23 protein-coding genes and 2 tRNA genes are annotated in these 24,622 nt (G+C 60.6%); 14 read left to right on the forward strand and 11 right to left on the reverse strand.

The window, feature by feature from the left end:
- Positions 1 to 47 precede the first annotated feature (47 nt).
- Together H2509_RS18430 and H2509_RS18435 are read left to right on the forward strand one after the other, a co-directional pair.
- Complete coding sequence (locus H2509_RS18430; RefSeq protein WP_182167933.1) at positions 48 to 953, forward strand: DMT family transporter; 906 nt, start codon at positions 48 to 50, stop codon at positions 951 to 953.
- Between the two features lie 105 nt (positions 954 to 1,058).
- Entirely contained in the window at positions 1,059 to 3,641 is a 2,583-nt protein-coding gene (locus H2509_RS18435; RefSeq protein WP_182167934.1) for a cation:proton antiporter, read from the forward strand.
- 51 nt (positions 3,642 to 3,692) lie between these two features.
- On the opposite strand, the gene H2509_RS18440 is transcribed toward H2509_RS18435, so the two are convergent.
- Positions 3,693 to 5,096 (reverse strand): sigma-54-dependent transcriptional regulator, encoded by a 1,404-nt coding sequence (locus tag H2509_RS18440; protein WP_182167935.1) that lies wholly within the window; start codon positions 5,094 to 5,096, stop codon positions 3,693 to 3,695.
- A gap of 519 nt (positions 5,097 to 5,615) precedes the next feature.
- On the opposite strand from H2509_RS18440, the gene H2509_RS18445 reads away from it, so the two are divergent.
- Entirely contained in the window at positions 5,616 to 7,085 is a 1,470-nt protein-coding gene (locus H2509_RS18445) for a peroxidase family protein (RefSeq protein WP_182167936.1), read from the forward strand.
- Between the two features lie 36 nt (positions 7,086 to 7,121).
- A complete protein-coding gene (locus H2509_RS18450) occupies positions 7,122 to 7,517 on the forward strand; it encodes a hypothetical protein (protein WP_182167937.1) in 396 nt (131 codons plus the stop codon).
- 207 nt (positions 7,518 to 7,724) lie between these two features.
- Here H2509_RS18450 and H2509_RS18455 read toward each other — a convergent pair whose 3' ends face one another.
- Positions 7,725 to 9,617: a BTAD domain-containing putative transcriptional regulator gene (locus H2509_RS18455; protein ID WP_182167938.1), complete on the reverse strand. Its 1,893-nt coding sequence runs from the start codon at positions 9,615 to 9,617 to the stop codon at positions 7,725 to 7,727.
- Positions 9,618 to 9,820: 203 nt separating this feature from the next.
- Positions 9,821 to 11,155 (reverse strand): YcaO-like family protein, encoded by a 1,335-nt coding sequence (locus tag H2509_RS18460; protein ID WP_209002054.1) that lies wholly within the window; start codon positions 11,153 to 11,155, stop codon positions 9,821 to 9,823.
- A gap of 1,035 nt (positions 11,156 to 12,190) precedes the next feature.
- On the opposite strand from H2509_RS18460, the gene H2509_RS18465 reads away from it, so the two are divergent.
- From H2509_RS18465 to fdhF, 3 genes are all read left to right on the forward strand, one after another.
- Entirely contained in the window at positions 12,191 to 13,096 is a 906-nt protein-coding gene (locus H2509_RS18465; protein WP_328805120.1) for a LysR family transcriptional regulator, read from the forward strand.
- Between the two features lie 114 nt (positions 13,097 to 13,210).
- Positions 13,211 to 14,890: an NAD(P)H-dependent oxidoreductase subunit E gene (locus tag H2509_RS18470; protein ID WP_182167941.1), complete on the forward strand. Its 1,680-nt coding sequence runs from the start codon at positions 13,211 to 13,213 to the stop codon at positions 14,888 to 14,890.
- Positions 14,887 to 17,679 (forward strand): formate dehydrogenase subunit alpha, encoded by a 2,793-nt coding sequence (gene fdhF, locus H2509_RS18475; RefSeq protein ID WP_408022690.1) that lies wholly within the window; start codon positions 14,887 to 14,889, stop codon positions 17,677 to 17,679. Before H2509_RS18470 ends, fdhF begins: the two co-directional genes overlap by 4 nt.
- Before the next feature lie 190 nt (positions 17,680 to 17,869).
- Here the strand turns inward: fdhF and H2509_RS18480 are convergent.
- A tRNA-Gln gene (locus tag H2509_RS18480) sits at positions 17,870 to 17,944 on the reverse strand.
- The gene (locus H2509_RS18485) at positions 17,924 to 18,064 is read right to left on the reverse strand and encodes a hypothetical protein (protein WP_182167942.1); all 141 of its coding nucleotides are present in this window, start codon (positions 18,062 to 18,064) and stop codon (positions 17,924 to 17,926) included. The genes H2509_RS18480 and H2509_RS18485 overlap by 21 nt, the downstream gene beginning before the upstream one ends.
- Before the next feature lie 130 nt (positions 18,065 to 18,194).
- Between H2509_RS18485 and H2509_RS18490 the strand changes: the two genes are divergently transcribed.
- From H2509_RS18490 to H2509_RS18500, 3 genes are all read left to right on the forward strand, one after another.
- A tRNA-Pro gene (locus H2509_RS18490) sits at positions 18,195 to 18,271 on the forward strand.
- Between the two features lie 151 nt (positions 18,272 to 18,422).
- The gene (locus tag H2509_RS18495; RefSeq protein ID WP_182167943.1) at positions 18,423 to 19,205 is read left to right on the forward strand and encodes a hypothetical protein; all 783 of its coding nucleotides are present in this window, start codon (positions 18,423 to 18,425) and stop codon (positions 19,203 to 19,205) included.
- A 110-nt stretch (positions 19,206 to 19,315) separates the two neighbouring features.
- On the forward strand, positions 19,316 to 19,504 hold the full coding sequence (locus H2509_RS18500) for a hypothetical protein (protein WP_182167944.1): 189 nt from the start codon (positions 19,316 to 19,318) through the stop codon (positions 19,502 to 19,504).
- 35 nt (positions 19,505 to 19,539) lie between these two features.
- On the opposite strand, the gene H2509_RS18505 is transcribed toward H2509_RS18500, so the two are convergent.
- Positions 19,540 to 19,746 (reverse strand): hypothetical protein, encoded by a 207-nt coding sequence (locus H2509_RS18505; protein ID WP_182167945.1) that lies wholly within the window; start codon positions 19,744 to 19,746, stop codon positions 19,540 to 19,542.
- 366 nt (positions 19,747 to 20,112) lie between these two features.
- Here H2509_RS18505 and H2509_RS18510 point away from each other — a divergent pair, with 366 nt between their 5' ends.
- Both H2509_RS18510 and H2509_RS18515 read left to right on the forward strand, forming a co-directional pair.
- Complete coding sequence (locus H2509_RS18510; RefSeq protein WP_182167946.1) at positions 20,113 to 20,352, forward strand: hypothetical protein; 240 nt, start codon at positions 20,113 to 20,115, stop codon at positions 20,350 to 20,352.
- 65 nt (positions 20,353 to 20,417) lie between these two features.
- Complete coding sequence (locus H2509_RS18515) at positions 20,418 to 21,005, forward strand: hypothetical protein (RefSeq protein ID WP_182167947.1); 588 nt, start codon at positions 20,418 to 20,420, stop codon at positions 21,003 to 21,005.
- A gap of 119 nt (positions 21,006 to 21,124) precedes the next feature.
- Here the strand turns inward: H2509_RS18515 and H2509_RS18520 are convergent, their stop codons facing one another.
- On the reverse strand, positions 21,125 to 21,949 hold the full coding sequence (locus H2509_RS18520) for a DNA adenine methylase (protein ID WP_182167948.1): 825 nt from the start codon (positions 21,947 to 21,949) through the stop codon (positions 21,125 to 21,127).
- Between the two features lie 294 nt (positions 21,950 to 22,243).
- Here H2509_RS18520 and H2509_RS18525 point away from each other — a divergent pair, with 294 nt between their 5' ends.
- Both H2509_RS18525 and H2509_RS18530 read left to right on the forward strand, forming a co-directional pair.
- Complete coding sequence (locus H2509_RS18525) at positions 22,244 to 22,450, forward strand: hypothetical protein (RefSeq protein WP_182167949.1); 207 nt, start codon at positions 22,244 to 22,246, stop codon at positions 22,448 to 22,450.
- The gene (locus tag H2509_RS18530) at positions 22,450 to 22,704 is read left to right on the forward strand and encodes a hypothetical protein (RefSeq protein ID WP_182167950.1); all 255 of its coding nucleotides are present in this window, start codon (positions 22,450 to 22,452) and stop codon (positions 22,702 to 22,704) included. The genes H2509_RS18525 and H2509_RS18530 overlap by 1 nt, the downstream gene beginning before the upstream one ends.
- Here the strand turns inward: H2509_RS18530 and H2509_RS18535 are convergent, their stop codons facing one another.
- From H2509_RS18535 to H2509_RS18550, 4 genes are all read right to left on the reverse strand, one after another.
- Positions 22,705 to 23,103 carry a hypothetical protein gene (locus tag H2509_RS18535; protein WP_235975094.1) on the reverse strand — a complete coding sequence of 133 codons (399 nt, stop codon included), beginning with the start codon at positions 23,101 to 23,103 and terminating at the stop codon, positions 22,705 to 22,707. It lies immediately after the preceding gene.
- Between the two features lie 41 nt (positions 23,104 to 23,144).
- Positions 23,145 to 23,423, reverse strand: a complete 279-nt coding sequence (locus tag H2509_RS21010) for a hypothetical protein (RefSeq protein WP_235975095.1) — start codon at positions 23,421 to 23,423, stop codon at positions 23,145 to 23,147.
- A gap of 168 nt (positions 23,424 to 23,591) precedes the next feature.
- Entirely contained in the window at positions 23,592 to 23,777 is a 186-nt protein-coding gene (locus H2509_RS18545; RefSeq protein WP_182167952.1) for a hypothetical protein, read from the reverse strand.
- Positions 23,774 to 24,544, reverse strand: coding sequence for a glycoside hydrolase family 19 protein (locus H2509_RS18550; RefSeq protein WP_182167953.1), 771 nt, complete (start codon positions 24,542 to 24,544; stop codon positions 23,774 to 23,776). The genes H2509_RS18545 and H2509_RS18550 overlap by 4 nt, the downstream gene beginning before the upstream one ends.
- Positions 24,545 to 24,622: the final 78 nt, after the last annotated feature.

Consider the following 24,622-nt stretch of genomic DNA (forward strand, 5'->3'; position numbering starts at 1 on the left):
CTATCCGTATTCGTTGCATGCCGCGATCAAGGGCCGATGGGATTTTCATGCTGACCACGTTCTACTCCCGGCCGATCCTGCTTCTGATCCTGACCGCTCTTTTCTGGGCGGGCAACACGATCGCGGGCCGGCTGGCGATCGGCGAGGTATCTCCATTCGTCGTCGTCACGCTGCGCTGGGTCATCGTTTCCGGCCTGCTGATGGTCTTTTTCGGCCGCCAGGTCGTGGCCGAGTGGGCAACCCTGCGTCGGCACATGATCGCGCTGATCCTGATGGCGATCTTCGGACTGACGGCCTTCAATTCGCTTTTCTACGTCGCGGCACACTCCACCACGGCACTCAATCTCGGCATCATTCAGGGGTCCATGCCGATCTTCGTGCTCGTCGGCGCGCTTGTCTTCCACCGCACGCCAGTCGGACCGCTGCAGATAGCGGGCGTGATGATCACCATGCTCGGCGTCATTTATATCTCGGCACATGGCGATCTCGCCCGGCTGGCAGAACTCGAGATCAATCCGGGTGACGGATTGATGATCATCGCCTGCGTCTTCTACTCCGCATACGCGGTTACGTTGCGCAACCGTCCAAAGGTTCCCGGCATCGTGTTCTTCACGATGCTGTCGGTCATTGCCGCGATCACTTCGCTGCCCGCCCTCGGCTATGAGATCGCAAACGGGACCGTGCAATGGCCCACACCCGAAGGCTGGCTGATCGTGCTCTACATCGCTCTTGGACCGTCATTCCTGTCGCAGATCTTCTTCATGCGCGGCGTGGAATTGATCGGGCCCGGCCGCGCCGGCGTCTTCATCAACCTGGTGCCGATCTTCTCCTCGATCATGGCTGTCGTGCTGTTGAGCGAACCGTTCCAAAGCTATCACGCGGTGGCGCTTGCGCTTGTCTTTGCCGGAATCTGGCTATCGGAGCGCAGGCCCGCCCTTCGGGAAGCCCGCTGAAGCGGGCGGATCGGCGGCGCATGGTGCTCTCCGGGCGTCGGGATTCCGCTATTTGCCCCGAATTTTGCCTTGCGCTTGCCGTTAAGTCAGACGATGACGGTTGTCATGGAAGCACCGCTTATCCTTGCAGCCATCGCCGGCCTGCTCGTGGTCGTCAGTCTCATCCAGCCGCTCGCGGCGCGTCTGGGGCTGGCGCCCTCCGTTCTGCTGGCCGTGGTCGGCGTCGGCATCGGCATTCTTGCAGCACAACTTCTGTTCACGACCCGCACGGATGCTTTCAACGAGATCGCAAGCGTCTTCGTCTATCTGCCTGTCGACTCGCAAACGATCCTCTACGTCTTCCTGCCGCTTCTCCTGTTCCAGACCACATTGACGCTCGATGTACGGCGGATGGCGGAGGATGCCGGCGTCGTCTTCGTGCTCGCCGTGGTCGCGGTGCTCATTGCCACAGCCGTCATCGGCCTGGCCCTCTTTCCCTTCGCGGGCGTTTCGCTCATCGCCTGCCTGTTGCTTGGCGCGATCGTGGCGACGACGGACCCCGTCGCCGTCGTTGCCATCTTCCGCGACATTGGTGCGCCGGCGAGGCTCGGCCGCCTGGTTGAAGGCGAAAGCCTGCTCAACGACGCGGCCGCCATCGCCATCTTCGTCGTGCTTCTGGGCCAGCTCACCGGCACGGAAGAACGCGGCTCGTTGATGGCCGTCTATTCGTTCCTGGAATCTTTCGCCGGTGGCATCCTGCTTGGCTATGTCGGCGGCCAGGTCATGGTCCGCCTTTTTGCCCCGGTCCGCGAATTCCGTCTGGCCCTGGTGACCTTGAGTGTCGCCCTGCCCTATCTCGTCTATATCATCGCGGAGCAGCTTGCCGGTGTATCCGGGGTCATCGCCGTGGTCGTGGCCGGCATGGTGATCAATCTCTCCGGACCGTCGAGGATCACGCCCGACGGCTGGAACTACCTGCTCGACATCTGGGAACAGATCGCCTTCTGGGCCTCGTCGCTGATCTTCGTGATCGCCGCGATATCCGTGCCGCGCCTGATGGTCGACATGACCTGGTACGATCTCGCCCTGGTCGGCGTCGTGGTGGTTGCGGCTCTCGCGGCCCGCGCCGCGGTCCTCTTCGGTTTCCTGCCTCTTCTCAACTTCATGCGGGTCAACCAGTCGGTCAGCACGCCCTACAAGACCGTCATCCTTTGGGGCGGCATGCGAGGGGCGGTAACGCTCACGCTCGCTCTCGGCGTCACCGAGCACGACATGATCGCGCCCGACATCAAAAGCTTCGTCGCCGTCTGTGCAACCGGTTTCGTCCTGTTCACCCTGCTCGTCTACGGCACCACGCTGAAACCGCTGATCCGGCTGTTGAAGCTCGACAAGCTGTCGCCCATCGACGCGGCTTTGCGCAACCAGGTGCTCGCGCTGGCGCTCGAGGATGTCCGCGAGGGCGTGACGGACACCGCCGGCGCCTATCAGCTCTCGCCCGCCGTCGCCGCGCATGTGGCAACGCCCTACCACCTTCGTGCCGAGACGGCGGCGCAGGCCAACGCGCTCGCCGAAGGCATCCAGGATCGCGACCGGATCACGCTCGGGCTCGTGGCGCTTGCCAACCGGGAACGCGAGTTGATCCTGCGGCATTTCCGCGAGCGCACGGCCTCTGTACGTACCGTGCAGACGCTGATTGCCCAGACGGGCCGGCTCGCGGACCGGGCAAGGGCCGGCGGTCGCTTCGAATACAACCGGGCGGCGCGCCAGATCCTCGGATTTCCGCTGAGCTTCCGCATTGCCCAGAACCTGCAGCGCTGGTTCAAGCAGGAACGATGGCTCGCTGGCCTTCTGGCCGACCGCTACGAGACCCTGCTCTTGAGCCGCATCGTGCTCGACGAGCTGATCCGTTTCATCCCGCAGAAAATGTCGCCGCTTCTGGGCGACCGCGTCGGCGAAATCCTGGCCGAGATCCTTAATCAACGCCGCGACGGAACCGAACTCGCCCTCAAGGCCGTGCGGCTGCAATATCCCGACTACGCCGACAAGCTGGAACAGCGCTTCCTGCGAAAGGCGGCGCTGCGGCTCGAAGAAAACGCCTATCGCTCACTGCTGCAGCAGAACCTTATCGGCGCCGAATTGCATTCCGACCTGCAGAAGGCGGTAAGCGAAAGCCGCACGGATGCAGATCGTCGGCCGAGGCTCGATCTGGGGCTTCGCACGGAAACCCTGGTCAGCCAGTTGCCACTGTTTGCCGATCTGCCCGGCGACCGCATCAAGGCGATCGCCCATCTGATGCGGCCACGCTTCGCCGTGCCCGGCGAGATGCTGATCCGCAAGGGTGAGCGGGGTGATGCAGCCTATTTCATTTCCTCCGGCGCTGTCGAAGTGAGAACGGGCGACATGCGGGTTACCCTCGGGCGTGGCGACGTCTTCGGCGAAATTGCCCTTTTGAAAGGGACGCTGCGGACGGCGGATGTCATCGCACTCGGCTATTGCCACCTGCTCGTCCTGTCCACTCACGACTTCATGCAACTTCTGCAAAAGGACGAGCATATCCGGGACCATATCGACGCGGTTGTTCAGGCCCGCCTCGACATGAACGACCCTGCCCGCCATCAGACCGGAAGTGCTCCGTCAGCCGGCCAGACCGCGCCGAAGGAGCAAGTGGAGGATAAGCAGGTTCCGCCTCCGGCCGCCTTGCGGCGTTGATGGTGCGGCCATCAGCGTGCCAGGCTCGATGAAAAGCATGCCCCGGCTCGCTCAGTCTGCTTCCTCCCACGCCTGAAGGCGGCGGTAGATCGTGGAAGGGCTCACCTGCAGCGCCGCCGCAGCTTTGGGAATACTTCCGCCGAACTTGGCAATCGCCTGCTCGATGGTTTCCCTGATCACAGTTTCCAGCGGGCGCACCGCAGGCGAAGGATCCACGAAAACATCGCGCGCGGTCGAATGCCGCAGCGTTTCGCTCGTCCCTGGAACCTTTACCGGAGCAGCACGAATCTCGGCCGGCAACATATCCAGTTCAAGCGTCTCGCCGTCATGCAGGACGACCGCCGTGCGTATCGAATTCTGCAACTGACGGATATTGCCTGGCCAGCCGAAGGAAAGAAGAGCCTGTTCGGCTTCGGACGAGATTGCGCGAAACTTCTTCCCGTCCTCACGCGAATAGTCCGCAAGCAGGTGCCTGGCAATCAGCAGGACGTCGTCATCGCGCTCGCGTAGTGGCGGCAACTCCACTGGCACCACGTGAAGCCGGTAATAGAGGTCTTGCCGGAAACGACCTTCGGCTATCGCTTCGAGAGGGTTGCAGTTCGTCGCACAGACGATCCGCACATCCGCCAGCCGGGCCATATCCTCGCCGACCCGGCGTACGGCCTTGTCCTGGAGGAAGCGCAGCAACTTGGACTGCAGCGCCAGATCCATTTCGCAGATTTCGTCGAGAAAAAGGGTTCCACCATTTGCCGTGAGGGCTGCCCCCTTGCGCTCCGACGTGGCGCCGGTGAACGCGCCCCTGGCATGCCCGAAAATCTCGCTTTCCAGCAGATCGCGCGGGATTGCCGCGCAATTGATCGAGACGAACGGGCCGTCCACCCGGCGGCTGAGATCGTGAACGGCGCGGGCACAGAGTTCTTTGCCCGTACCGCTTTCACCGGTGACAAAGATCGTGGCGTTTGTCGGCGCTGCATTCTGCAGGACGCGGTAGACGGTTTGCATCGCAAAGGAACGCCCGACCATTCCCTGGAAACTGTCGCGATCGAATTCATCGTCGATCGTCTCCACCCGGCGGGCAAGAAGGCGATGCTTGAGAGCGTTGCGGACTGTGACCCTGAGCCGGTCGGCGGTGAAGGGCTTCATGATGAAGTCGAAGGCGCCTTCCCGCATGGCCTCGACCGCGAGGGCCACCGAAGCCTGGCCGGTGATGACCACGACCTCCGTGGGCATATCTTCAGCCCGAATCTGGCGCAATAGATCGATCCCGTTCGAATCGGGCAGATTCACATCGAGCACGATCACATCGGGCAGGGTGCGGGAAATGATGGCGAGCGCCTTTTCTCCCGTCTCGGCGATCTCGACCGGCACGCCTTCCGCCGCCAGATAGGCCCGATAGGTCTCCGCGAGCGCAACAGTGTCCTCGACGAGGAGGATCTTGGGTTCGACCATCTTCATTCTACGAAAAAATCCCACACCGGATCACCGGTCATGCAAACGATTGAACACGCTTTTTCGCTCAATTCTGCGCTCATTTGCCCCTGCTCGAGCCATGCAGGCACATGCGGGCCGCCCCCCTCAATTGGCAGACTGGGTGCGATTTCTCAAGCTGGTCAGAATCACCAAAGGTCACATTCGCGCGGCCAGCCAGGGAGAAAGTATCTCCGTCAATATAATTTTTTGCCCGTGATTGGCGCTCCAGACGCAGACATAACGCTCCCTTCACGGTAGCGAGCCTAAACAAAAACACGATCAAAAGGGAAACGAACCGTGCACAACAAGGCAACGGACACGACAATTTTGCCAAGTGGCGGCTCAGCCGGGGAATTCGCGAATGCGGGTTTCGACACTGGGCACACCGACCGCTTCGATCATGCGAATCTGGCGCGGGTATATGTCGGCGTTGAGGATTTGAATGCGCCCGGCGTTTCGGATCAAGCCCTAACCGAGAGGCTGTTTGATGCTCTTTCCGCCCGTATGGCAAAGACGCGGTTTCCCTTCCAGGACAATGTCGGGCACGTGAACCCGAATATTCCCGCCGGATATACCTATCTCGCCCAGTTCGTTGCCCATGATCTTTCCGTCAGTTCGAGCGTCGACGAAGGCGTCGACACCGCAATTCAGACGGTAAATCTCAGAACCTACCCCCTCCATCTTGACTGCCTTTATGGCTATGGACCGTCCTTCGAGCCTGCCTGCTACGAACTGCGGACGGCAAAGCCGATTGCCCAGCGCATCGGCTGGCCCAAAACGCGATTCCGTCTGGATGCGATCTCGAATGAAGGTTTCGTTCGCCCCGACGATTCTTCCGCCGGACCAAAACGGGATATCGGTCGCCTGATCGAGATGCGTGGCCCGGCAAGCGTCGGGGTCGCGCTCATCGCAGACGTCCGCAATGACGACAACGCTGTCATTTCTCAACTGACGGCGCTGTTCCAGTTGGCGCATAACGCTGCCATGGACCTGCTGGAAGGCGGGAATGAGCCGGCAACGCCCGCCACAAGCGCGCTGAACTTCACGATCGCCCGCATGGCCCTGACCCAGGCCTATCGCAAGATCATCCGTCACGACCTGCTCCCGCGCCTGCTGTCTCCGGCCATACGGGAGTATTACGAGACGTCGGACAATGCAGGGTCGCTCACGTGCAATCCGGCCGATCGCTTCGTCAGCGCGGAATTCGCGCAGGCCGCCTACCGCATCGGTCATGCCATGATCCGCGAGGCTTACCTGTTCTGCGGGAATCCTCCGGTCGAGCATGTGTTGTCGGACGTGTTGCGACGGAATTCCGAGCGAAACCCGCCGAAGACCCCGCACAATCGCGACTGGATCATCGAATGGTCGAATTTCTTTGAGCTTGGGGAAACGCCTCCCCGCCCATCGGGACGGCTGGAGCCGCGATATGAAACGCCGCTTTTCGACGACACGCTGTTTCCTCCTGTTGCCGACGGGAAACCGGCCGGCCTTGCCTATCGCGATCTGGTGCGCAGCTCGAGCGGAGAATTGCGCAAGATCGACGCGATGTGCCAGGAAATCGCGGCTAAAGACCCCGACCTTGCGGCTCGGAGCCCATGGCTCACCGATCGCGGGCTGCGGCGCCATGCCGTGCGGAAATGGCTGGAGGCCAGCAGGGCGAACGATCTTGGCGACCTTGCCGACGAGGTCGTCAACAACCCTCCGCCGGTTCTCTATTTCCTGATCGAAGCGGCTGCCGCGGAAGACGGCTTCCGGGCCGGACCTCTCGCCTCGGTGATCATGGCCGAGATCTTCTACAAGGCCCTGCGCATGGAACGTGGCAGGCGCCTGGATGGTCTCACCCCGTCTGAAGCCGCGGGCCGCGTCTTCGGCGCCGCGATCCCGCAATCGATGCCAGATCTTATCCGTTGGGTGGACGCCAATATGTCTTCGCAAGACAAGACCTATTGCGCGACGGATTTGCCACTCATCTAGCCGCCAACCACCGGCCAAGCCAAAAGGGAGAATGTCATGACTGAGCAGAGACTTGGGCGCATTACCATTTTCGACCACAAGGCTTTTGGCAGGCTTATCGCCGACTATGCCACGGGTGTCAGGCCCTGGCCGGCGTCACTCGATGAATTCAAGCAGGAAGTCGAAGGTCGCAACATTGCCAAGGTGCCCGAGCACATGAAGGCCATACAGGTCGTCCAGCCCTCGGACGAGATCTTCTTCCTGCGCCTGCCGCCGCGCAAGATGATCAGCCAGTCGCTCGAGCGTTTCGCGGAAAACGACGCATCCGGAAATACGGAACCCTATCCGGCTCCGCCCTTCTATTCGGACATGGTTTGCCGGGAAGCCCGTCTCACCCATACCGACTTTTTCCTCAGCCGCGTCGCTGACTACACGATTTCCGTCTGCACCTGACATTTCGGTCTGAATTGGCATACCGAAAGCGACAACCCGGTCGAAATGGATACGTGAAACACAAAAACAAGCTGAACAGATACGGAGCGCCCTGGAGATTTGGTCAAACCGCTTCTTCGATGCGCCCCGAATCCCTGACGACCAAGGGCGCAGGCGCTTCAGCCTGCGCCCGAAAGGGATGCCGTTGCGTGAATTCCGCAAGGGAAATCAATCCGGTACATCCATGCCGGCGCTGCGCAGCCCGTCCCACAGTTCGTCGCGTTGGCGCAGGTCGGCTATCGGAAAACATTCGGAAAGCCACTCGAATATGTCCCGGCTCGTCGGACTCGCGTCGGCGACCCATCTGCCCGCGATGCGCTGCTCCATACGCTTGCACGCCGCCGACGCCTCCTCGGCCCTTCCAAGCTTGGCCAATGCGGCGACATACCAGGCCTCGACACCGACATAACCGCTGTCCATCTGGACGAACGTGTCCGCCGCTGCCTGATAATCTCCGCTCAGGAACATGATTCCGACGTAATAGCTCCAATGGAGCGGGGAAATGAGCATTCCGCGCTCATTGAGCTCGACGGCGACCGCCTTCGCTTCTTCGCGGTATCCGTAGTAGCCCAGTCCGTGTGCGGCCGAAAGGGCGGTCCAGGGATCGTTGCGGTTCAACTCCAGGGCGCGCCTGTGATGCACTTCTGCGGTCTCGAAATCCTCGCGCAGCGCGGCCGTCCAGCCCGCACAAAGGAAAGCCCGGGAATCGAACGGATCCAGGGTGATTGCCATTCCCGCCAGTTCGTCCGCCCGCCGCAGATCCGACATCAAACGCCGCCGGCCGGGGAAGATGATGTGCCTGGAATTCAGAACCTGCGCGAGGCTGCTGTAGGCGGGACCGAATGCCGGGTCCAATTCGATAATCTGCTCGAAAACCGCTTCTGCGCGCTGGGTTTCTTCATAAAGCCACGAATAGTGGAGTTGCTGCCCCTGCAGGAGCAGGTCATAGACCTGCAGCGATGTTGCAGGCACCTTCATGAGCTGCGTGAGCCGGGCTGCCGATATGTTGACCCGCATCGCCATGGCGATATGGCTTATGAGGTGCGGCTGCATGGAAAACAGGTCTTCCAGCCGCACTTCGTAATCCCGGCCCCAGATATAGGCGCGTGTTCGGGAGTTCTTGATGACAACCGAAAAAGTGGCCGCACGGCTTGTGCTGGCCGTGCTGATGGACACCCTGTAGACAGGGATCGGGCTGCGGGCGAGTACCTCGGTCTCCGCATCGACGACGGACCATTCCCGAAACCTCACCAACCGGGATATCAGGTCGTGGCGAAAGACTTCCGCCAGGCGGGCATCGCGGCTTGTCTCGTCGAAGTGAAGCCCTTGCTCGACGATGATTGCGGGGCGGAAATCGCCGACGATATTGCCGGACGCGGACGACGGGGAAATCCCTCTGCCCGCCTTTTCGGGTTCCTTGAAGCCGCCTTCAGGCTTTTCGCTCTCCTCCGGCTCCGGGGAATAGGCGCCAAGCTTGATGCTAACGATCAGGTCCTGCGTTTCACGGGCGGGCTGTGTATCGAATTCCTCTTCGAGGACGCGCCACAAGTCGTCATAGGCGCGCACCGCTCCGGCAAAGTCGCCGGCGCGCGCCCGTGCGTGAATGAACGCCCGGCATGCCGGCTCATGCGTCGGATCGAGGTTCAACAGAGCGACGGCCGCCTGCTCCACCACCCCCCAGTTCGCCTTGGCCGGAGACAGGCGATCCTCGAGGATTGTTCTCAAGCCGTCGTAGATCTGCTGCCGCCGGTTGCGCAACCAGACGGTAAAGCTCTCGTCGAGACCTTCCATCCGATCAAAAAGACGATCCTGCAGGCGCTTTTCGGCGAGCAGCCGGCGTGGAAGTTCTTCCCCTCGCTTCAATTCCGCGAATAGGGCGTCGATATCTGTCTCGATGCGGCTCTTGTCGATAAAAATGCTGAGGCGGTCGGACCCGAGACCGTCGAACCCGGCGGCTTCCAGCTCTCTTCTGATAATGAGAAGCGTCTGCCGTAGGGACGAGCGCGCCTGGGCTTCCGGGCTTTCGCTCCAAAGCAGGCCGGCCGCCAATTCGCGCGTCATGCGGCCATCGAGCACGAGGCACAGGTAGCCAAGCAAAGCATCGGCCTTGCGGGAGCGGAACTTGAGGGCCCGCCCCGCAATACGAAACGTAGGGTGCCCTAACAACTCGGCTGAAAGCCGCGTTGAGGCTACCGCTTCGCTGGAGCCTGCGCCGGACGTTCCCGGCTCTTCGTGGTTTCGCAAGGCAGTGCCTGTCCGCTTCGTCAATAGAGTGCGATCGCGTCGCCCGGAATTCGGGCAAGGCCGGATGCCTGCCGTTGGGTCTCAAGACGCGGCAGGACGAGCTCTGAGGGATCGGGCTGCAAGCCGTCGACGATCGCGCGAATAACCGGAACCGCTATGTCCTCTCGCGTAAGATCCACAAGATGCACCGGGTGGCCATGCGCCTCAAGCCTTTGCGCGAGGTAGGCAAGCACCTCTTTGGCATCTCTGCTATCCTCGTTCCTCCTGCATTCCGCCGTTCCCATTTTTGCCGCCTGCAAGCCAGGCCAGTCGCTCCCGATTTTCGAAAACCGTTCCAGGTGTTTGCGGTCGGTCTCGTTCAGGCCTTCATTCCCGCGCTCGCGCTGCTTTGCCGCGACCAGATGATCCGCAAGTTCTATTTGCAGGAGCTCGTCGAGCGCATTGCGGCAGGCGTCCGCGAGGTTTGTCGCGGCAGCAAACCCATATGCAAAACCTTGCCCGTCCCTTCCGACGGAAAGCGCGGCCGCGACGGGAATATCGAGATCGGTCGTCAAGTCCAGAAACCAGGTCCGTCTTTCGACCAGCCCATCTCTATATTGACCGAGGCGGCCTGCAAGACCGGTCCCGTCGAAGATTTCCATCGGAACTGCTGCCGGGCTTCGACCTCCGCGCCACCACAAGGCCACGGCGTCGCGCTCGACCCATTCCAGAATCGCGTGGCAGGCAGCTTCTTGCGCGTTACGTCCGGCGGCCACCCCAACTCCCATCGCATAGGAGAGCCCGTTTGCATCCCTGCCCCTCCCCCTCCTGAAGGTGAGGATCCCTGGCAAACGGCACCAGCGACCGTCTGTAACCCGTTCTGCCCATACCCAATCGGAAGCGTCAAGTTCCCGGCCGCCTGTGAGGCCGTTCCATGCATATGCCTCTGTCGCGGCGTGCCATGAGCCGTCGGGTCCTTCACGACGTATGCCTGGCGAACTGGCCCTGGTTTCTTCCCCGGATTCGAACTGGCAGACGAATTCCGCCGCCTCCGCCACGCATGCGCGAAACGCCGTGGCCCTGTCCTGTCCCACACCGGAAACAGAGGCCGTCGCGGAGACCACGGCCCCATACTCCGAGGTCGACGCAACCGCCCCGAAACAGCAAAGCCCCGGTGCTGTCGGCGAGCGTAGTTCGAACAGATGATCAAGCTTTGCCGCGAACCGCAACAGACGTGCCAGATCCTCCCTGTCAGCTGCGTCTGACAGGTCTGACAACCCCAACCAGTCAAGCAGCGCAAATCCCTGCGCCCCTGTCGAAGGAGTACCCGCCGCATTCGAATAAAGCTCTGCGGCGGCGACAAGTGCTTGTCGCATTTCCGGTTTCAATGCCGCACCTCATTTCGACTTTCGAAACACACTTGGGCCGCGATAGACCCGCTCGTCAAGCACAACCATAAGGATAGTTACAACAACCGAATTTGCTCGCCCTGGCTGCGCAGACGGGCCGCAAACCCCAGATTGCAGCGGCAGGATATCTCAATCATGCGCTCCACCGATGAAAATCACGAACAAATAACGCAACCGATGATCAACTGAAATTGTAGGAAATACGGTCAGTAGCGCTCTTTGATTGTCTGTCACGGCATCGCACAACCTGTAGATGGGGATATCGAATTTGCTGTGCGATGGGGCTGTTTCGGCCCGCCTGTGCCGAAGAGGCGGCCTGAGGAGCGCCTGCAGGCGAAGGAATCACCGGGCAGCAGGCTTCGGCGTTTGCTGACGATCCTTGCGCGACCGGAGCAGCTGGTTTGCGGTTGCCGGCTGGACTGCTCGGACGATGAAAGATTTTAGGAAGTTGCCGGAGTGCCTGGGAGGCCGGGGAAACCCTGCCGTATTCGTGGCTGATTGCCTTCGGATGCAGGGAGGACCCAGTCTCCGCACACGCGATCCGGATTTGCCAGCATTGAGGGCCGCCGGCTCGCACGTGACCCAACTGGGCCGGGTGAGTGAGCCCGGCCCATTTTTGGGCCGAATTTGACGACGCCAGTAAACCGAATTTCATAACCTAGGCATTTTTTACAGTGCAATTGGTTCACGTCGGCCATCCATGCGCCCTGGAAAACGGGGCGCATGGATGGTTTTTTGCTGCCCAGGCATATTTCCACTCCGTTTATTCGAAGCACCCCGAACGCGACCGGGCCGGGCTCGACACAACATCGAATGTATTGAATGGACGAATTCGTTACCTGGATAATTTGACCCTTAACTTTCAAACGATTATCGATACGCCGCCTTATCTCGCACCGCTTCGGACGAGCATCGATACCCTAGATTCTGGCGTATTTCCCAAAGCGCGGACTTGTCCTATCAATTGCTGTGACTGGAACCTGAATTCCATCGGGGAATCATGTGGCTATCCTGCCCCCCATAGATCTTGTCGACCTGCGCGTACTGGTGGCGCTCGCGGAAGCGCGCCACTTTGCCAGGGCGGCGGAAGCCTGCAACATCTCGCAGCCCGCGCTTTCAACGCGCATCAGACGCATGGAAGATGCGTTGGGCACGCCGCTGGTTGAAAGGGGGCGCCGTTTCCAGGGCTTTACCGCTGCCGGGGCAAGGTTGCTGGTCCGCGCCAGGCAGATCCTGGCCGACATGGACGGGCTGATCCAGGATGCGGCTTCCGGAGAAAGGCTTTCAGGCGACATACGTGTGGGTGTCGTTCCCACGGCGACGCCGCTTGCGGGCCGGCTGGCGGCCGCCATGGCAGCGGCACACCCTTCGATTCGCCTGAGTTGCCGCAGTCTCTCATCACGTGCAATCGCCGCAAATCTGGCCGAGTTCTCGCTTGAAGCAGGCATCACCTACCTGAACAACGAGCCCATCCCCGATGTTTTCGCCCTCCCCTTGATCCGCGAGGATTATTGTCTCGTCGGTTCGAATTCATTGATCGGAAATGCCGGCGACGTGCTGGACTGGGCCAGGCTGGCGGATATTCCACTGGCACTGCTGACAAGCGACATGCAAAACCGCCGGATACTCGACCGTGCGTTTGCAGCGGTCGGATTGGCACCGACCGTGACATTTGAAGCCAATAGCTTCCTCGCGATTGTGGGGCGCGCGGCGGTCGGCTCGGCAGCTGCAATTCTGCCCCGAATGATGGTCGATATGCTTGCCCTGGGCGATCTTGCGATCCGGCCCCTCGCGCCCTTGCCCTTGCAGCCGATCATTGGCCTCATTCTGCCGCGGCGCGAACCATTGCTGCCCGTGGCTGCCGCTCTGTGGTCCTGCGCGGAGAGCAAAATTGCCGTAGCGGGATAATTTTGATAGTTCCTATTTATCATGTGATCTGGAAAATCTATTTGCAAACTTATCAATGCATCGCTTTTCTGCTGCCCTGATTACAGAAAAGGGCCGCATTCGAAAGGGCACTGCATGCTGGGAGGAAGCCGCGCGGATCTGACGAAGAAGTCGGCGCGCCCGAAAGGGCGTCCGCTTGATGAAGACGCGCTTCAGGACGTCCGCGACACTTTGGGGAATGCGCCACGACGCCGCGACCTGCTGATCGAGCACCTGCACAAGGTACAGGACCGCTTCGGCCACCTCAGCGCCGCCCATCTCAAGGCGCTTGCCGAAGAGATGCGGATGTCGCAGGCGGAGGTCTACGAGGTCGCAAGCTTCTACCACCATTTCGATATCGTGAAGGAGGGCAAGCCCGCGCCCGCACCGGTGACGATCCGCGTCTGCGAGTCCCTTTCCTGCATGTTGGCGGGCGCCGAACAACTGATCGCGTCTCTCGAATCCGGATTCGACACCAACGACGTGCGAATCGTTCGCGCGCCGTGCCAGGGTCGTTGCGCGGAAGCGCCATCCGCCTGCGTCGGGCGCAGGGAGATCGGGCACTCCACCTTCGAGAAGATCGAAGAGGCGGTGAGTGCAGGCGCAACTCGGCCAGAACTGCCAGACTATCTTGGCTTCGACGCCTATGTCGCGGAGGGCGGCTATCAGTCCCTGCGAGACTGTCTGTCAGGCGAGCGGCAGGTCGATGACGTCATCGAAAGGCTCTCCGCTTCGGGATTGCGCGGTCTCGGCGGAGCCGGTTTTCCATCGGGCCGCAAGTGGCAGATCGTGCGTTCCTATCCCGGTCCGCGCCTGATGACCGTCAATGGCGACGAAGGCGAGCCCGGCACCTTCAAGGATCGTCACTATCTGGAGCGCGATCCGCACCGAATGCTCGAGGGCGCCCTGATCGCCGCCTGGGCGGTTGAAGCCGAGCGCATCTACATCTACATGCGCGACGAATACCCCGCCGTGCTGGAAATTCTGCATCGCGAGATCGCCAGGCTCGAGGAGGCCGGCCTGACGAAGCACGCCGCCATAGAAATCCGCCGTGGCGCCGGCGCCTATATATGCGGCGAAGAAAGCGCGATGATCGAATCGATCGAGGGCAAGCGCGGCCTGCCGCGCCACCGCCCGCCCTATATTGCCGAAAACGGTCTCTTCGGCAGGCCGACACTCAATCACAATGTCGAAACGCTCTACTGGGTGCGGACCATCCTTGAAAAAGGCGCGGACTGGTTTGCCGACCAGGGCAAGGAAGGCCACAAGGGCCTGCGCTCCTTTTCCGTCTCCGGTCGGGTCGCATCTCCCGGCGTGCGTCTTCTTCCCGCCGGCACCACCATTCGCGAATTGATTGAAGCCTGTGGCGGCATGGCCGAAGGCCATTCATTCCGCGCCTTCCTGCCCGGCGGCGCCTCGGGCGGCATTTTCCCGGCCTCCATGGCCGACCTGCCGCTCGACTTTGGCACCTTCGAGAAATTCGGCGGCTTCGTGGGCTCGCATGCGGTCGTCATCCTCTCCGACAAGGACGACCTGAAGGCTGCCGCTCTCAATCTGATGAATTTCTTCAAGCATGAAAGCTGCGGCCAATGCACCCCTTGCCGGGTTGGAACGGAAAAAATGGTGGCCCTTCTTGAAGCCGACGACTGGGACGAAGTCCTCATCGGCGATCTTGAAGCGGTGATGCGCGACGCATCGATCTGCGGCCTTGGCCAGGCCGCGGCAAACCCCGTTCGTTCCGTCATCAACATTCTCGCCAAGGAGGCCGGCCAATGAGCGCTCCGATGAATGATCCAGTCCGCTTCACGCTCGATGGCCGGGAGGTCGAGGCTTCAGGGGATGAAAGCATCTGGCAGGTCGCGAAGCGCGAAGGCATTGCCATTCCCCATCTCTGCCACAAGGACGCCACCGGGTACCGCTCCGACGGCAATTGCCGCGCCTGCATGGTCGAGATCGAAGGGGAACGCGTGCTGGCCGCTTCCTGCCAGCGCAAGCCCGCGGAAGGCATGAAAGTGACCACGGAGAGCGAAAGAGCCGAAAAGGCTCGCGCCATGGTCTTTGAATTGCTGTTGTCGGATATGCCACCCCGCGCCGAGGCCCCCGACCCGGACGCGGATATCTGGATCTGGGGCAACCGGATCGGCGTAGCGGGATCGCGCTACAACAGCCGCTACGACGCCAAAGGCCACCACGCCGCGACAGGCGAAAGCCGGATCGATACCAGCCACGCCGCGATTGCCGTGAACCTGGATGCCTGCATAGCCTGTGGCCTGTGCGAAAGGGCCTGCCGCGAAGTGCAGGTCAATGACGTCATCGGCATGGCCTACCGCGGCTCCGAGGCCCGTCCCGTCTTCGACCTCGCCGACCCGATGGGCGGATCGACCTGCGTCGCCTGCGGGGAATGCGTGCAAGCCTGCCCGACCGGCGCTCTTTTCGAAAAGAGCCTGATGGACGGAGAGGCCCGCCATCGCACCGTCTACGCGGACAAGGTCGTCGACACCCTCTGCCCTTTCTGCGGCGTAGGCTGCCAGACGCGCGTCTACGTCAAGGACGACGAAATCGTGCAGGTGGACGGACGCGACGGGCCGGCCAACGAAAATCGTCTCTGCGTCAAGGGCCGGTTCGGCTTCGACTATGTCCGCCATCCACATCGCCTGACCAGGCCGCTGGTACGCCGTGACGATGCGCCCAAAGCCGGAGACATGGTCCTCGATCCCGCCAATCCCTGGGAGGTCTTCCGCGAGGCGACCTGGGAGGAAGCGCTCGATCGTGCGGCTCTGGGCCTCAGCCGCACCCTGAACGTCCATGGCGGACAGGCGCTTGCCGGCTTCGGCTCGGCCAAGGGCTCAAACGAAGAGGCTTATCTTTTCCAGAAGCTGATCCGGCAGGGATTCGGCACCAATAACGTCGACCACTGCACACGGCTTTGCCACGCGTCATCCGTCGCAGCACTCATGGAGGGTGTCGGCTCGGGCGCGGTCTCGGCGCCATTTGCGGCTGCGAACGAAGCCGACTGCATCATCGTGATCGGCGCGCGTCCCGGCCAGAACCACCCGGTTGCCGCTACCTATTTCAAGCAGGCTGCAAAACGCGGCGCAACGCTCGTTATCATGGACCCGCGCGGCCAGGAACTCATGCGCCATGCGACCCATGCCCTGCGCTTCAAGCCAGGCAGCGACGTGGCGCTGCTGAACGCGATGATCCACACCATCATCACCGAGAAGCTCTACGACGAGCAATATATCCAGGCCAATGTCGAAGGCTTTGCGGCGCTGAAGGAAAAGATCGCCGATTTCTCGCCCGAGGCAATGGAGCCCGTTTGCGGCATCGATGCCGAGACGATCCGAACCGTCGCACGCACCTACGCGACAAGCCCCCGCTCCATCATCTTCTGGGGTATGGGCGTGTCGCAGCATGTGCATGGTACGGACAATGCCCGCTGCCTGATCGCCCTGTCGCTGATCACCGGCCAGATCGGTCGCCCCGGAACCGGCCTGCATCCCCTGCGCGGGCAGAATAACGTGCAGGGCGCATCCGACGCCGGCCTCATTCCCATGGTCTATCCGGACTACAAGTCGGTCGAGGACGCCAATGTCCGCGCCCGCTACGAGGATGCATGGGGCAGAAGCCTCGATCCCGCGCGCGGCCTCACCGTCGTCGAGATCATGGACGCCATCCATGAAGGCGAAATCCGCGCCATGTACATCATGGGCGAGAACCCGGCCATGTCCGATCCCGACCAGATCCATGCCCGGGCTGCACTCGCGAAACTGGACCACCTCGTCGTTCAGGATATCTTCCTGACGGAAACCGCCTGGCATGCCGACGTGGTGCTGCCGGCATCCGCGCATGCGGAAAAGCTCGGCACATTCACCAATACCAATCGCCAGGTCCAGCTCGGCCGCCCGGCCCTCGACCTGCCCGGCGAGGCTCGCCAGGACTGGGAGCTGATCGCCGAGATTGCCAAGCGTATCGGCCTCGACTGGTCCTACGCCCACGTAAGCGAGGTCTATACCGAGATGGCATCGATGATGCCGTCGCTCGATCACATTTCCTGGGAACGTCTCGAGCGGGAGGACGCGGTCACCTATCCTTCCCCCGCCGAGGAAGGGCCCGGCACCGAGATCCTCTTTGCCCAGGGCTTTCCGACGAAAAGCGGCAGGGCGAAAATCGTCCCGGCGGATATCGTTCCGCCGGACGAACTGCCCGACGACACCTATCCGCTCGTCCTCACCACGGGTCGCCTGCTGGAGCATTGGCATACGGGCGCCATGACCCGGCGCTCCGCATCTCTGTCGGCCATCGAGCCGGATGCGATTGCCGCCATGAACAGCCGGGAAATCCGTCGCCGTAACCTGCGGCCCGGAGCGCAGATCACCGTAACGACGCGCCGGGGTTCGATCACGGCCCTTCTGCGTGAGGATCGCGACGTTGCCGACGGAATGGTCTTCGTGCCCTTCTGCTTTGCCGAAGCGCCCGCCAACAGGCTTACGAATCCCCAGTTGGACCCCTTCGGCAAGATCCCCGAGTTCAAGTTCTGCGCGGCACGCGTGGATCAATACTAGGATCCCCCGTCCCGTCGAAGGTCAGCAATTTCAAGGAATAAGCATCGCCCGCGTTGCCGAAGCGCGGGCGATTTTGCCTGTTTGCAGTCAGCCGGACGACCCACGATAGCCCGGCCCTCGCCGGACGCGCGGCATCAGGGCGCAGCGGCCAGCAAACTTGAAGCACAGATTTTTGAGGGAAAACATCCGATGGCTGGGGCGGGAGGATTCGAACCTCCGAATGCCGGTACCAAAAACCGGTGCCTTACCACTTGGCGACGCCCCAATCGAGATCGGGAGGTCTGTATAGCGACCGGCAGGGCGTCATGCAAGGCTGCAGCAGGAGGCCCTCATTGCGATCCACATCCTGCTCCAGCGCACGCAAGGCCGCAGCCCGAAGGTTCATCCACAGCCCCCTGAGAAAGCTGCAAATCCGGGGTTGCGGCAACCCGGGGCGGGTGATATTAGACCGCCTCACAGTGAGCCGTCAGCGCCCAGGATCGCACCATGCGGATCGAGATCGGGCTGCGAATTGGCGGAGTGTAGCGCAGTCTGGTAGCGCACCTCGTTCGGGACGAGGGGGTCGCAGGTTCGAATCCTGCCACTCCGACCAACAAAAACAAAGGCTTAGCTGGAATTAAAGGGACTGGAATTTGCGGGCCGGACAGATATCCGGACAGAAACCCACCTCTCACAACCCCTGCTTAGTCGTCGCCCCTGTCATTTCTGACCATGATCAATGAAAAAGATCACGGGTCACGAATATGTTGTCTGAGCGGGTCCGCGCGGCCCTTAGCCGCTATATGGACGAGCGCGGCATCAGTGCTGCGAACTGGTGTCATCGCGCGGGATTGAACGAGAGCTGGCTTTATTCCTTCCTGCGGGGCGTGTCGGACGATTTTGGCGCGATGAAGCTCATCGCCCTTGCCGACGCCGAGAACGCGTCGATCGACGAGATGCTCGGCCGCAACCTCGAAGACCGCATGAGCGTCATCGACGCCGCCCTGCCCATCCTCCAGGAACGAGCGACGGAGGTCAGTCTCGGGCAAATAGCCATCGAGACGATGATCCCACTGAAGCACCTCGTCGCACAATTCGAGACGAAGGAAACGCTTCTGATCGAGGCCTATCTGAAACTCGCGCGCGACAGTGCCTTGCCGACCGTCGCGCGCACGGCCGGCGACTGCCTGCAACAGCGGATGGACAGCTATGTTGGGCTCGCGGCCGGCTGGATCCTGCAGCGCTTCCCGATGTACCTCGCCTTCCGATCCGCGATCCTTATCGCCTCGGCCGCGCACCGGGCCGACTATCTACGGATACAGAATGACCTGGCAGCGGTCATCCGGGACAAGGTTCTCATGCCATCGAAAGAGATTTCGATCCCGGACATGGAAATCCTCACCTGCCTGTCGCAGACGCTCTACCGGGAAATGGCAGCCCTGATCCTGATCCACGGGCACCATGGCGAGCTCGAGCTCATCGCCGCCGACCTGCAGCGGATCACCCGCGCCATCCTGACAGGCAAAAAAGACGCTGCGGAACTGTAGAATCCTGCGTGAACTCAGCGTGATTCGTAGAATCCTACACGTAATACAAATTGCAGGCCGGTCCCGCGCAGCGGCATGATAGCTTCAGCCGATCACAGGAGGCCCAAAACGTGGTTAGGAATGAAGCTATTATTGAGGCGCTCAGCGCCATCATTCAAATTGCCGAGCATAACGACAAGATTTATATCGTCACAGAAGTATCCAAGGAAACCATTGACGCGATTGCTTGCGCTGGATTTGACATCATGGCCGCCCGCCGAAATGAATTCGAGGCAGACGGCGGCGAAGACCTGATATAGCTTTCGCCACACCATGTGCGGGCGCGACGTTCCACTTATACCGGCTCGCGGCTTTCGATCACCCTGATCCCCTGGCGAAGCGTGATGTTTTCGCCAGGGCGCGCCTTGATCGCGGCTTGAAAGGCCGCCCGCGCAACCAGCACGTTGCCGCAGACGGCGAGCGTCTCTTCAATATGCAGGCCCTTCCGGTCCCATTGTTCGACCTTGAAGGCACTTCCGAGGATGCATTTACAGTTTGCCATGGCCCATCGGTATCACGAGAACAAATATGGAACAAATCGATTTCAGCCTCTCAAAATACCAATAGGGAACAATTGAGCCCATCGTGACAAAAAAGCACCATGCGCTCTAATCGAGGTCTCGCCAAAAATGGCAAAACCCTAGGATTTTGGCCAATTTCAACCCATAAATACCCAAACAGAAGGAATGTCGTTTAATCAATAATTTGCATTACAGTTTATTCGTTCTGGCTTTTGTCAACTCCTTTTGTTAAGGTCAATTTAAGATGCGATGTGCATATTGACATTCTGGGGAAAATGTATATGTGACTTGCGCGGATGGAATTGTCCACTAAATAACTCATAAAAGTAGTGCTAGGAGATTTGGCTATGACAAGCACGAGAAAGGACGCGCTCTGGAGATTTCTCTTCGCAAGCGACGGCTGTCAGCTTGTCAATTTGAAACTCATGCGCGGGGATTCGCACGACTTCACGGCGCAGGGTTTGCGTGAGCAGGTGCACAGCGCCCTTATGCAAGTCAAAACAGGAACGTCGGAACGTTTCGATAGCTTCCCGGAGGCATCAAAAGGTTTTAATATCGACCTCCGAGAACTTGCCGCAAAAATGTGAATAGGCTAAAAATATCGAATCGATAAGCTCGGGCTTGTCCCGAGTTTTTTTTTGGGTTCTGGCCGATGCTATTAAAAAAACTATTCGATCACTTCGACAACTACGAAAAACTACATATTGAAGTTAACACTGTAAAAGACCAATTGGTAGAAATAGGCTGCCAAGATAAAATTAATTTCCATTTTGTAGAGATTAACGATGGTATTTTACGCGGGCTAATTCATAGATATATTCGACGAGATTCGCCCTACGGCGACCAAATAATGTGTTCTGATATATGTATTGCAAAGTCACTAGATCCGGAATGGCGTCGATTAGTTGCCGTTAAAGAATTGCTACATATAACCGACACCAAACAAGAAACTGCGCAAAGTGAGGCAGCTGTAGAAAAACTCATTGAGAGGCTATCACTTCCATTTGAGGTTCAGCACGAAACAAAGTCATCATTAAATGACAGAGTATACATACTATTTGCCCTTGCTATTTTAGTCCCAAAAGGCTGTAGGGCGATATTAAGAACCTTGTATGATAATGGACACATTACACTCTTAGATGTCGCTCAGATGGCTCAGATACCAGAACGGTATGCCGATGTAGTGATGGGCGATTGGTTTGAGCCTTTCTTGTCTGAATTTGTTTATGATCAGATATAACCTTAGAGGATAAACGTTTAATATGCCCGCAAAAGAGCGGATTCTATACGAAAAGTCGATAATTGCACCTGGTGGCGAAATCCAGCAGGAAGCCCCGCCGAAGCGGGGCCTCTTATCAATCACAACAACGGATGCTCAAAATTACCGATGATCAGCTCCGCCGCCTGTTTGGTGTCGCCATCGTTGATTGAGTAGGTCACCGCCACCTCCGCAATTGTGAAACCGGCGAACAGCGCGCGGATTTCCGGCACGTCGTTGATTGACAGGATCCACCTGCCCTTGACCGCAGCCAGGCAATCGCGCAGGCGCTCGAAATCCGGCCGACCGAACATATCCTTGCCGTAGTCGGTCTCGCATCCCCAGTAAGGCGGATCGCAGTAGAAAAGCGTGTCCGGCCCGTCATAGCGCGGGATGAAATCGGCAAAGCTCAGGTTCTCGATCACGACGCCGGCAAGGCGCTCGTGCACCTCTTCCAGCATCGGCGCGAGCTTTGTCAGGTCGAATCGGGCGCGGCCGTCGAGCGATACGCCAAAGGTGCGGCCGGCCACTTTCCCGCCGAAGGCCGTGCGCTGCAGATAAAGGAACCGGGCGGCACGCTCCAGGTCCGTCAGCGTCGAAGGGTCGGTGCGCGATAGCCGGTCGAACTCGCGCCGGCTGGTCACCTGGAAGCGCAGCGTTTCGATGAACTGCGGATAATGCCGCTGCAGGATCCGGAACAGGTTCACGACGTCGCCGGAATAGTCGTTGATGACCTCGGCTGGCGGCAGGACAGTACGCCGCAGGAAGACGCCGCCCATGCCTACGAAGGGCTCGCAGTAGGTTTTGTGCGCCACATTGGCGATGAGCCGCGTCAGCCGCTTTGCAAGGTTTCGCTTGCCGCCGATCCACGGGGCAACCGGCGTCACGGCCTCGGTTTCCCGCTGCCCAAAGAGATTTGATTTCATCGTGATCGTTATCCGCCGTTATCCCCAGCGCGCTTGCTCAAGCGAGATCCGGCCTCGCGGCCGGATGCGGGGATGACGTTGTTCTTTCCTGCGTCGGGCCGGCTTGTGTCTTGGTCGATAACTGGCCGGCGGTCCGGGGCGTTGGCGCGCTCCGGGCTCCCCGTTCTCTTAACGGGGATGCAGATTTCTACTTTTGCGAGATTTTCCGCTTGACGCTCGCATTATTGCGTCCTAAATATAGGACATAGACGGAAGGGGATCGGCCCCGCCGCTCAAGGGTAAGGAGACCCGGAGATGAACACGAACCAAGCTATCCTGACCATCAAGGCCAATGTCGAAGCCGACGGACTCACGATCGAGGAGTTTGTGACCGAATGGTGCAACGCCTCCGAAGTCGAGGTCAGCGAGGAAGGCAATATCTGGATTGCCAATCCCCAGCGCGGCCACTGGTTGAGTGAAGAGTTGAAGGCGGAATTCGTCGCCTGGTGTGAGGCACTTTGATGAGCAGCAAGTTGATCCGCGACGTTGGCGAGGCCCTTTACGGGCCTCGCTGGCAGTCAGACATGGCCCGCGACCTGGATGTTTCGGACCGGCACATTCGCCGGCTGGCGGCCGGAGCATCCGACCTGACGCCCGGCATGGCGATGGATCTCTGGCGCTTGGCCGAGGAGCGCGCCGCCGCGCTCGACGATGTGATCGAGCGTCTCAAGGTTGCTGCCGGACCAAGCCAGATTCCCCTGTCCGATGCAGACTGATTATCCCTTCCGCCCCCGCCATACCGACAGGATTTCTCCGGCGGCCGCGGCGGGATCGCGCGAGGCGCGAATGGCGTATGCCGCCCAGTTGCGGCCCGTCAGTGCCAGGATCGCGGCAAGCGCCTCGCTCCAACCCTGGTCGAGCGATAACAGGCTGCGCACCGGATCGGCGAATACAACCGCGGCCATTACGCCGGCGGCGAAGGTCAGTGCCCTGCCCCACAGGCCCATATCCCGCTGCATCACGGCGCCGAGCGCGGCAAAACCGACGATCACCGCCCATTTGGTGAGTGTGAAGCGCCCCAGTGCTTCCAGCCATTCCGCCATGTTGACCCCGCAACTTGTGAGTGTATCGTGATTGTCGACAAGGGCGCGAGACCGTGCTTTCCGCTCGCCCATTGTTATCGCCGGCCGGATGGGGGCCACCGGCCGGCGATTCCTTATTGAGCATCAGGTGGCGTGCGCTGCTGATGTATCCGGCATTCCGCCCTGGTCCAGACCGCCGCACCGCACAGGCCGGCCGCCGTGTCGTCAATCGCCTCCTGGTCCGACGGGGTCGCTCCCCGTGCGCCGATCAGGGACGTTCCGACGATCGCCCTTGCCGAGCGCGCCAGCGTCGGCTTGGCTGCATCGGCCGGCGGCGAAGTCCCACACCCCGCCGCCATCAACGCAAAGGCGGCGGAGAAAACGAGCCTTGTCGGCAGCGCTGGCGAGATCATGGATTGCTCTTTCTGTTGCCTGCCGGGCTTCGGCTGTCGCCGCCGCGTGACCACGGTCATAGGCCCGGTTGTTGATGGTGAGGATGACGGCTGCCGCGACGGCGAGCAGCAGGATGAAGCGGCCGGCTTCCGTCGCCAGAAGCCAGCGGCCGAGCGCGAGGAGGCCGGTCATTCGCCGGCCGGCCGATCGTTCGGGACGAACCAGACGCCAAAGGCCGCAAGGCCGCTGACAATGAGGTCCACCAGCAGAGTTTCAGCCCCCATCAGGTCGACGCCGAAGCGGCGATAGAGGATCATCACCACAAGCCCGACGATCGCGGCGATCAGCTTGCGGTATTCGGCGAGGCGGTTCATCGGGTCTTCCTTTCGAAAAGCGCTGCGATGATCTTGACGAGGGCAGCAAAAAGCCCGCTCGCGGCGGGCTGTTGCGGCTTCGGCTCGGGTTTCGGGATATCCGGCGGCGGCGGAACCGCCACCACCTTGCGCGGCTCGTAGGCGGCCCTTTGCAACGCCTCGAAATACCGGCGATGAAGGGCCGCGACGGTCATGTCTTTGCCGTCCTTGCCGTTGACGATGCGGCGCGGGTTCGACTTTTCCGGTTCTTCCAGCGCGGCAGGGAAGTGGTAATCGGCAAGCCGCTTGCCTGTGAACAGGCCATCGACCATGCCGACGATGGCGATTTGCGCGGAAACCACCGGATCGAGCGCCAGATTGCGGTTGCCGACCAGGTCGACGCCGAGGCGCCTGCCAAGCCGGGCATAGTTGTCGCGGTGCGTGATCTGGATCAGCCCACGGCCGAACCATCCGTCGCGCCAATATGGCGTCCGCACCCAGGGCAACTGACCCTTGGCGAAGGCCGCGTCGAGCCGGGATTCAACCGTGATATCGTGGGGATTGGCGTCCTTGTGATAGGCCTGCACGGTCTCCTTGATCGGAACCATGCGGCCGCCGGTCTCGTGGTGGATCTGCGCCAGGCTGTTGGCGATCCAGTGGGCCGGCGCGTCCGGGTAGAGATCGCGCCACTGGTCGAGAATGACGTTGATCCCGTCGACCTCGGATTGCGTCAGGTGTCCGCCGAAAAGCGACTTGCGGATGGCCTCAAAAAAACCGGTGCGGTTCATGGGGGCTCCTAAAACGAGAAAGAGCCGCCGAATGGCAGCCCTTTTGTCATGCGTGATTGCTTGTGATCCGGCGGTCAG

It is taken from the genome of Stappia albiluteola (genome assembly GCF_014050225.1).
In the GTDB taxonomy this organism is placed as follows: Bacteria; Pseudomonadota; Alphaproteobacteria; order Rhizobiales; family Stappiaceae; genus Hongsoonwoonella; species Hongsoonwoonella albiluteola.

Bases quoted from the DNA above. Each gene is read 5' to 3' on its own strand.
- H2509_RS18550 (WP_182167953.1), bottom strand. From the start codon at position 24,544: ATGAACCGCACCGGTTTTTTTGAGGCCATCCGCAAGTCGCTTTTCGGC.
- H2509_RS18520 (WP_182167948.1), bottom strand. From the start codon at position 21,949: ATGAAATCAAATCTCTTTGGGCAGCGGGAAACCGAGGCCGTGACGCCG.
- H2509_RS18505 (WP_182167945.1), bottom strand. From the start codon at position 19,746: ATGGCAAACTGTAAATGCATCCTCGGAAGTGCCTTCAAGGTCGAACAA.
- H2509_RS18525 (WP_182167949.1), top strand. From the start codon at position 22,244: ATGAACACGAACCAAGCTATCCTGACCATCAAGGCCAATGTCGAAGCC.
- H2509_RS18430 (WP_182167933.1), top strand. From the start codon at position 48: ATGCTGACCACGTTCTACTCCCGGCCGATCCTGCTTCTGATCCTGACC.
- H2509_RS21010 (WP_235975095.1), bottom strand. From the start codon at position 23,423: ATGATCTCGCCAGCGCTGCCGACAAGGCTCGTTTTCTCCGCCGCCTTT.
- H2509_RS18545 (WP_182167952.1), bottom strand. From the start codon at position 23,777: ATGAACCGCCTCGCCGAATACCGCAAGCTGATCGCCGCGATCGTCGGG.
- H2509_RS18535 (WP_235975094.1), bottom strand. From the start codon at position 23,103: ATGGGCGAGCGGAAAGCACGGTCTCGCGCCCTTGTCGACAATCACGAT.
- H2509_RS18515 (WP_182167947.1), top strand. From the start codon at position 20,418: ATGCTATTAAAAAAACTATTCGATCACTTCGACAACTACGAAAAACTA.
- H2509_RS18460 (WP_209002054.1), bottom strand. From the start codon at position 11,155: ATGCGACAAGCACTTGTCGCCGCCGCAGAGCTTTATTCGAATGCGGCG.
- H2509_RS18440 (WP_182167935.1), bottom strand. From the start codon at position 5,096: ATGAAGATGGTCGAACCCAAGATCCTCCTCGTCGAGGACACTGTTGCG.
- H2509_RS18530 (WP_182167950.1), top strand. From the start codon at position 22,450: ATGAGCAGCAAGTTGATCCGCGACGTTGGCGAGGCCCTTTACGGGCCT.
- H2509_RS18445 (WP_182167936.1), top strand. From the start codon at position 5,616: ATGGCAAAGACGCGGTTTCCCTTCCAGGACAATGTCGGGCACGTGAAC.
- H2509_RS18470 (WP_182167941.1), top strand. From the start codon at position 13,211: ATGCTGGGAGGAAGCCGCGCGGATCTGACGAAGAAGTCGGCGCGCCCG.
- H2509_RS18495 (WP_182167943.1), top strand. From the start codon at position 18,423: ATGTTGTCTGAGCGGGTCCGCGCGGCCCTTAGCCGCTATATGGACGAG.
- fdhF (WP_408022690.1), top strand. From the start codon at position 14,887: ATGAGCGCTCCGATGAATGATCCAGTCCGCTTCACGCTCGATGGCCGG.
- H2509_RS18435 (WP_182167934.1), top strand. From the start codon at position 1,059: ATGGAAGCACCGCTTATCCTTGCAGCCATCGCCGGCCTGCTCGTGGTC.
- H2509_RS18510 (WP_182167946.1), top strand. From the start codon at position 20,113: ATGACAAGCACGAGAAAGGACGCGCTCTGGAGATTTCTCTTCGCAAGC.
- H2509_RS18455 (WP_182167938.1), bottom strand. From the start codon at position 9,617: ATGACGCGCGAATTGGCGGCCGGCCTGCTTTGGAGCGAAAGCCCGGAA.
- H2509_RS18450 (WP_182167937.1), top strand. From the start codon at position 7,122: ATGACTGAGCAGAGACTTGGGCGCATTACCATTTTCGACCACAAGGCT.
- H2509_RS18485 (WP_182167942.1), bottom strand. From the start codon at position 18,064: ATGAACCTTCGGGCTGCGGCCTTGCGTGCGCTGGAGCAGGATGTGGAT.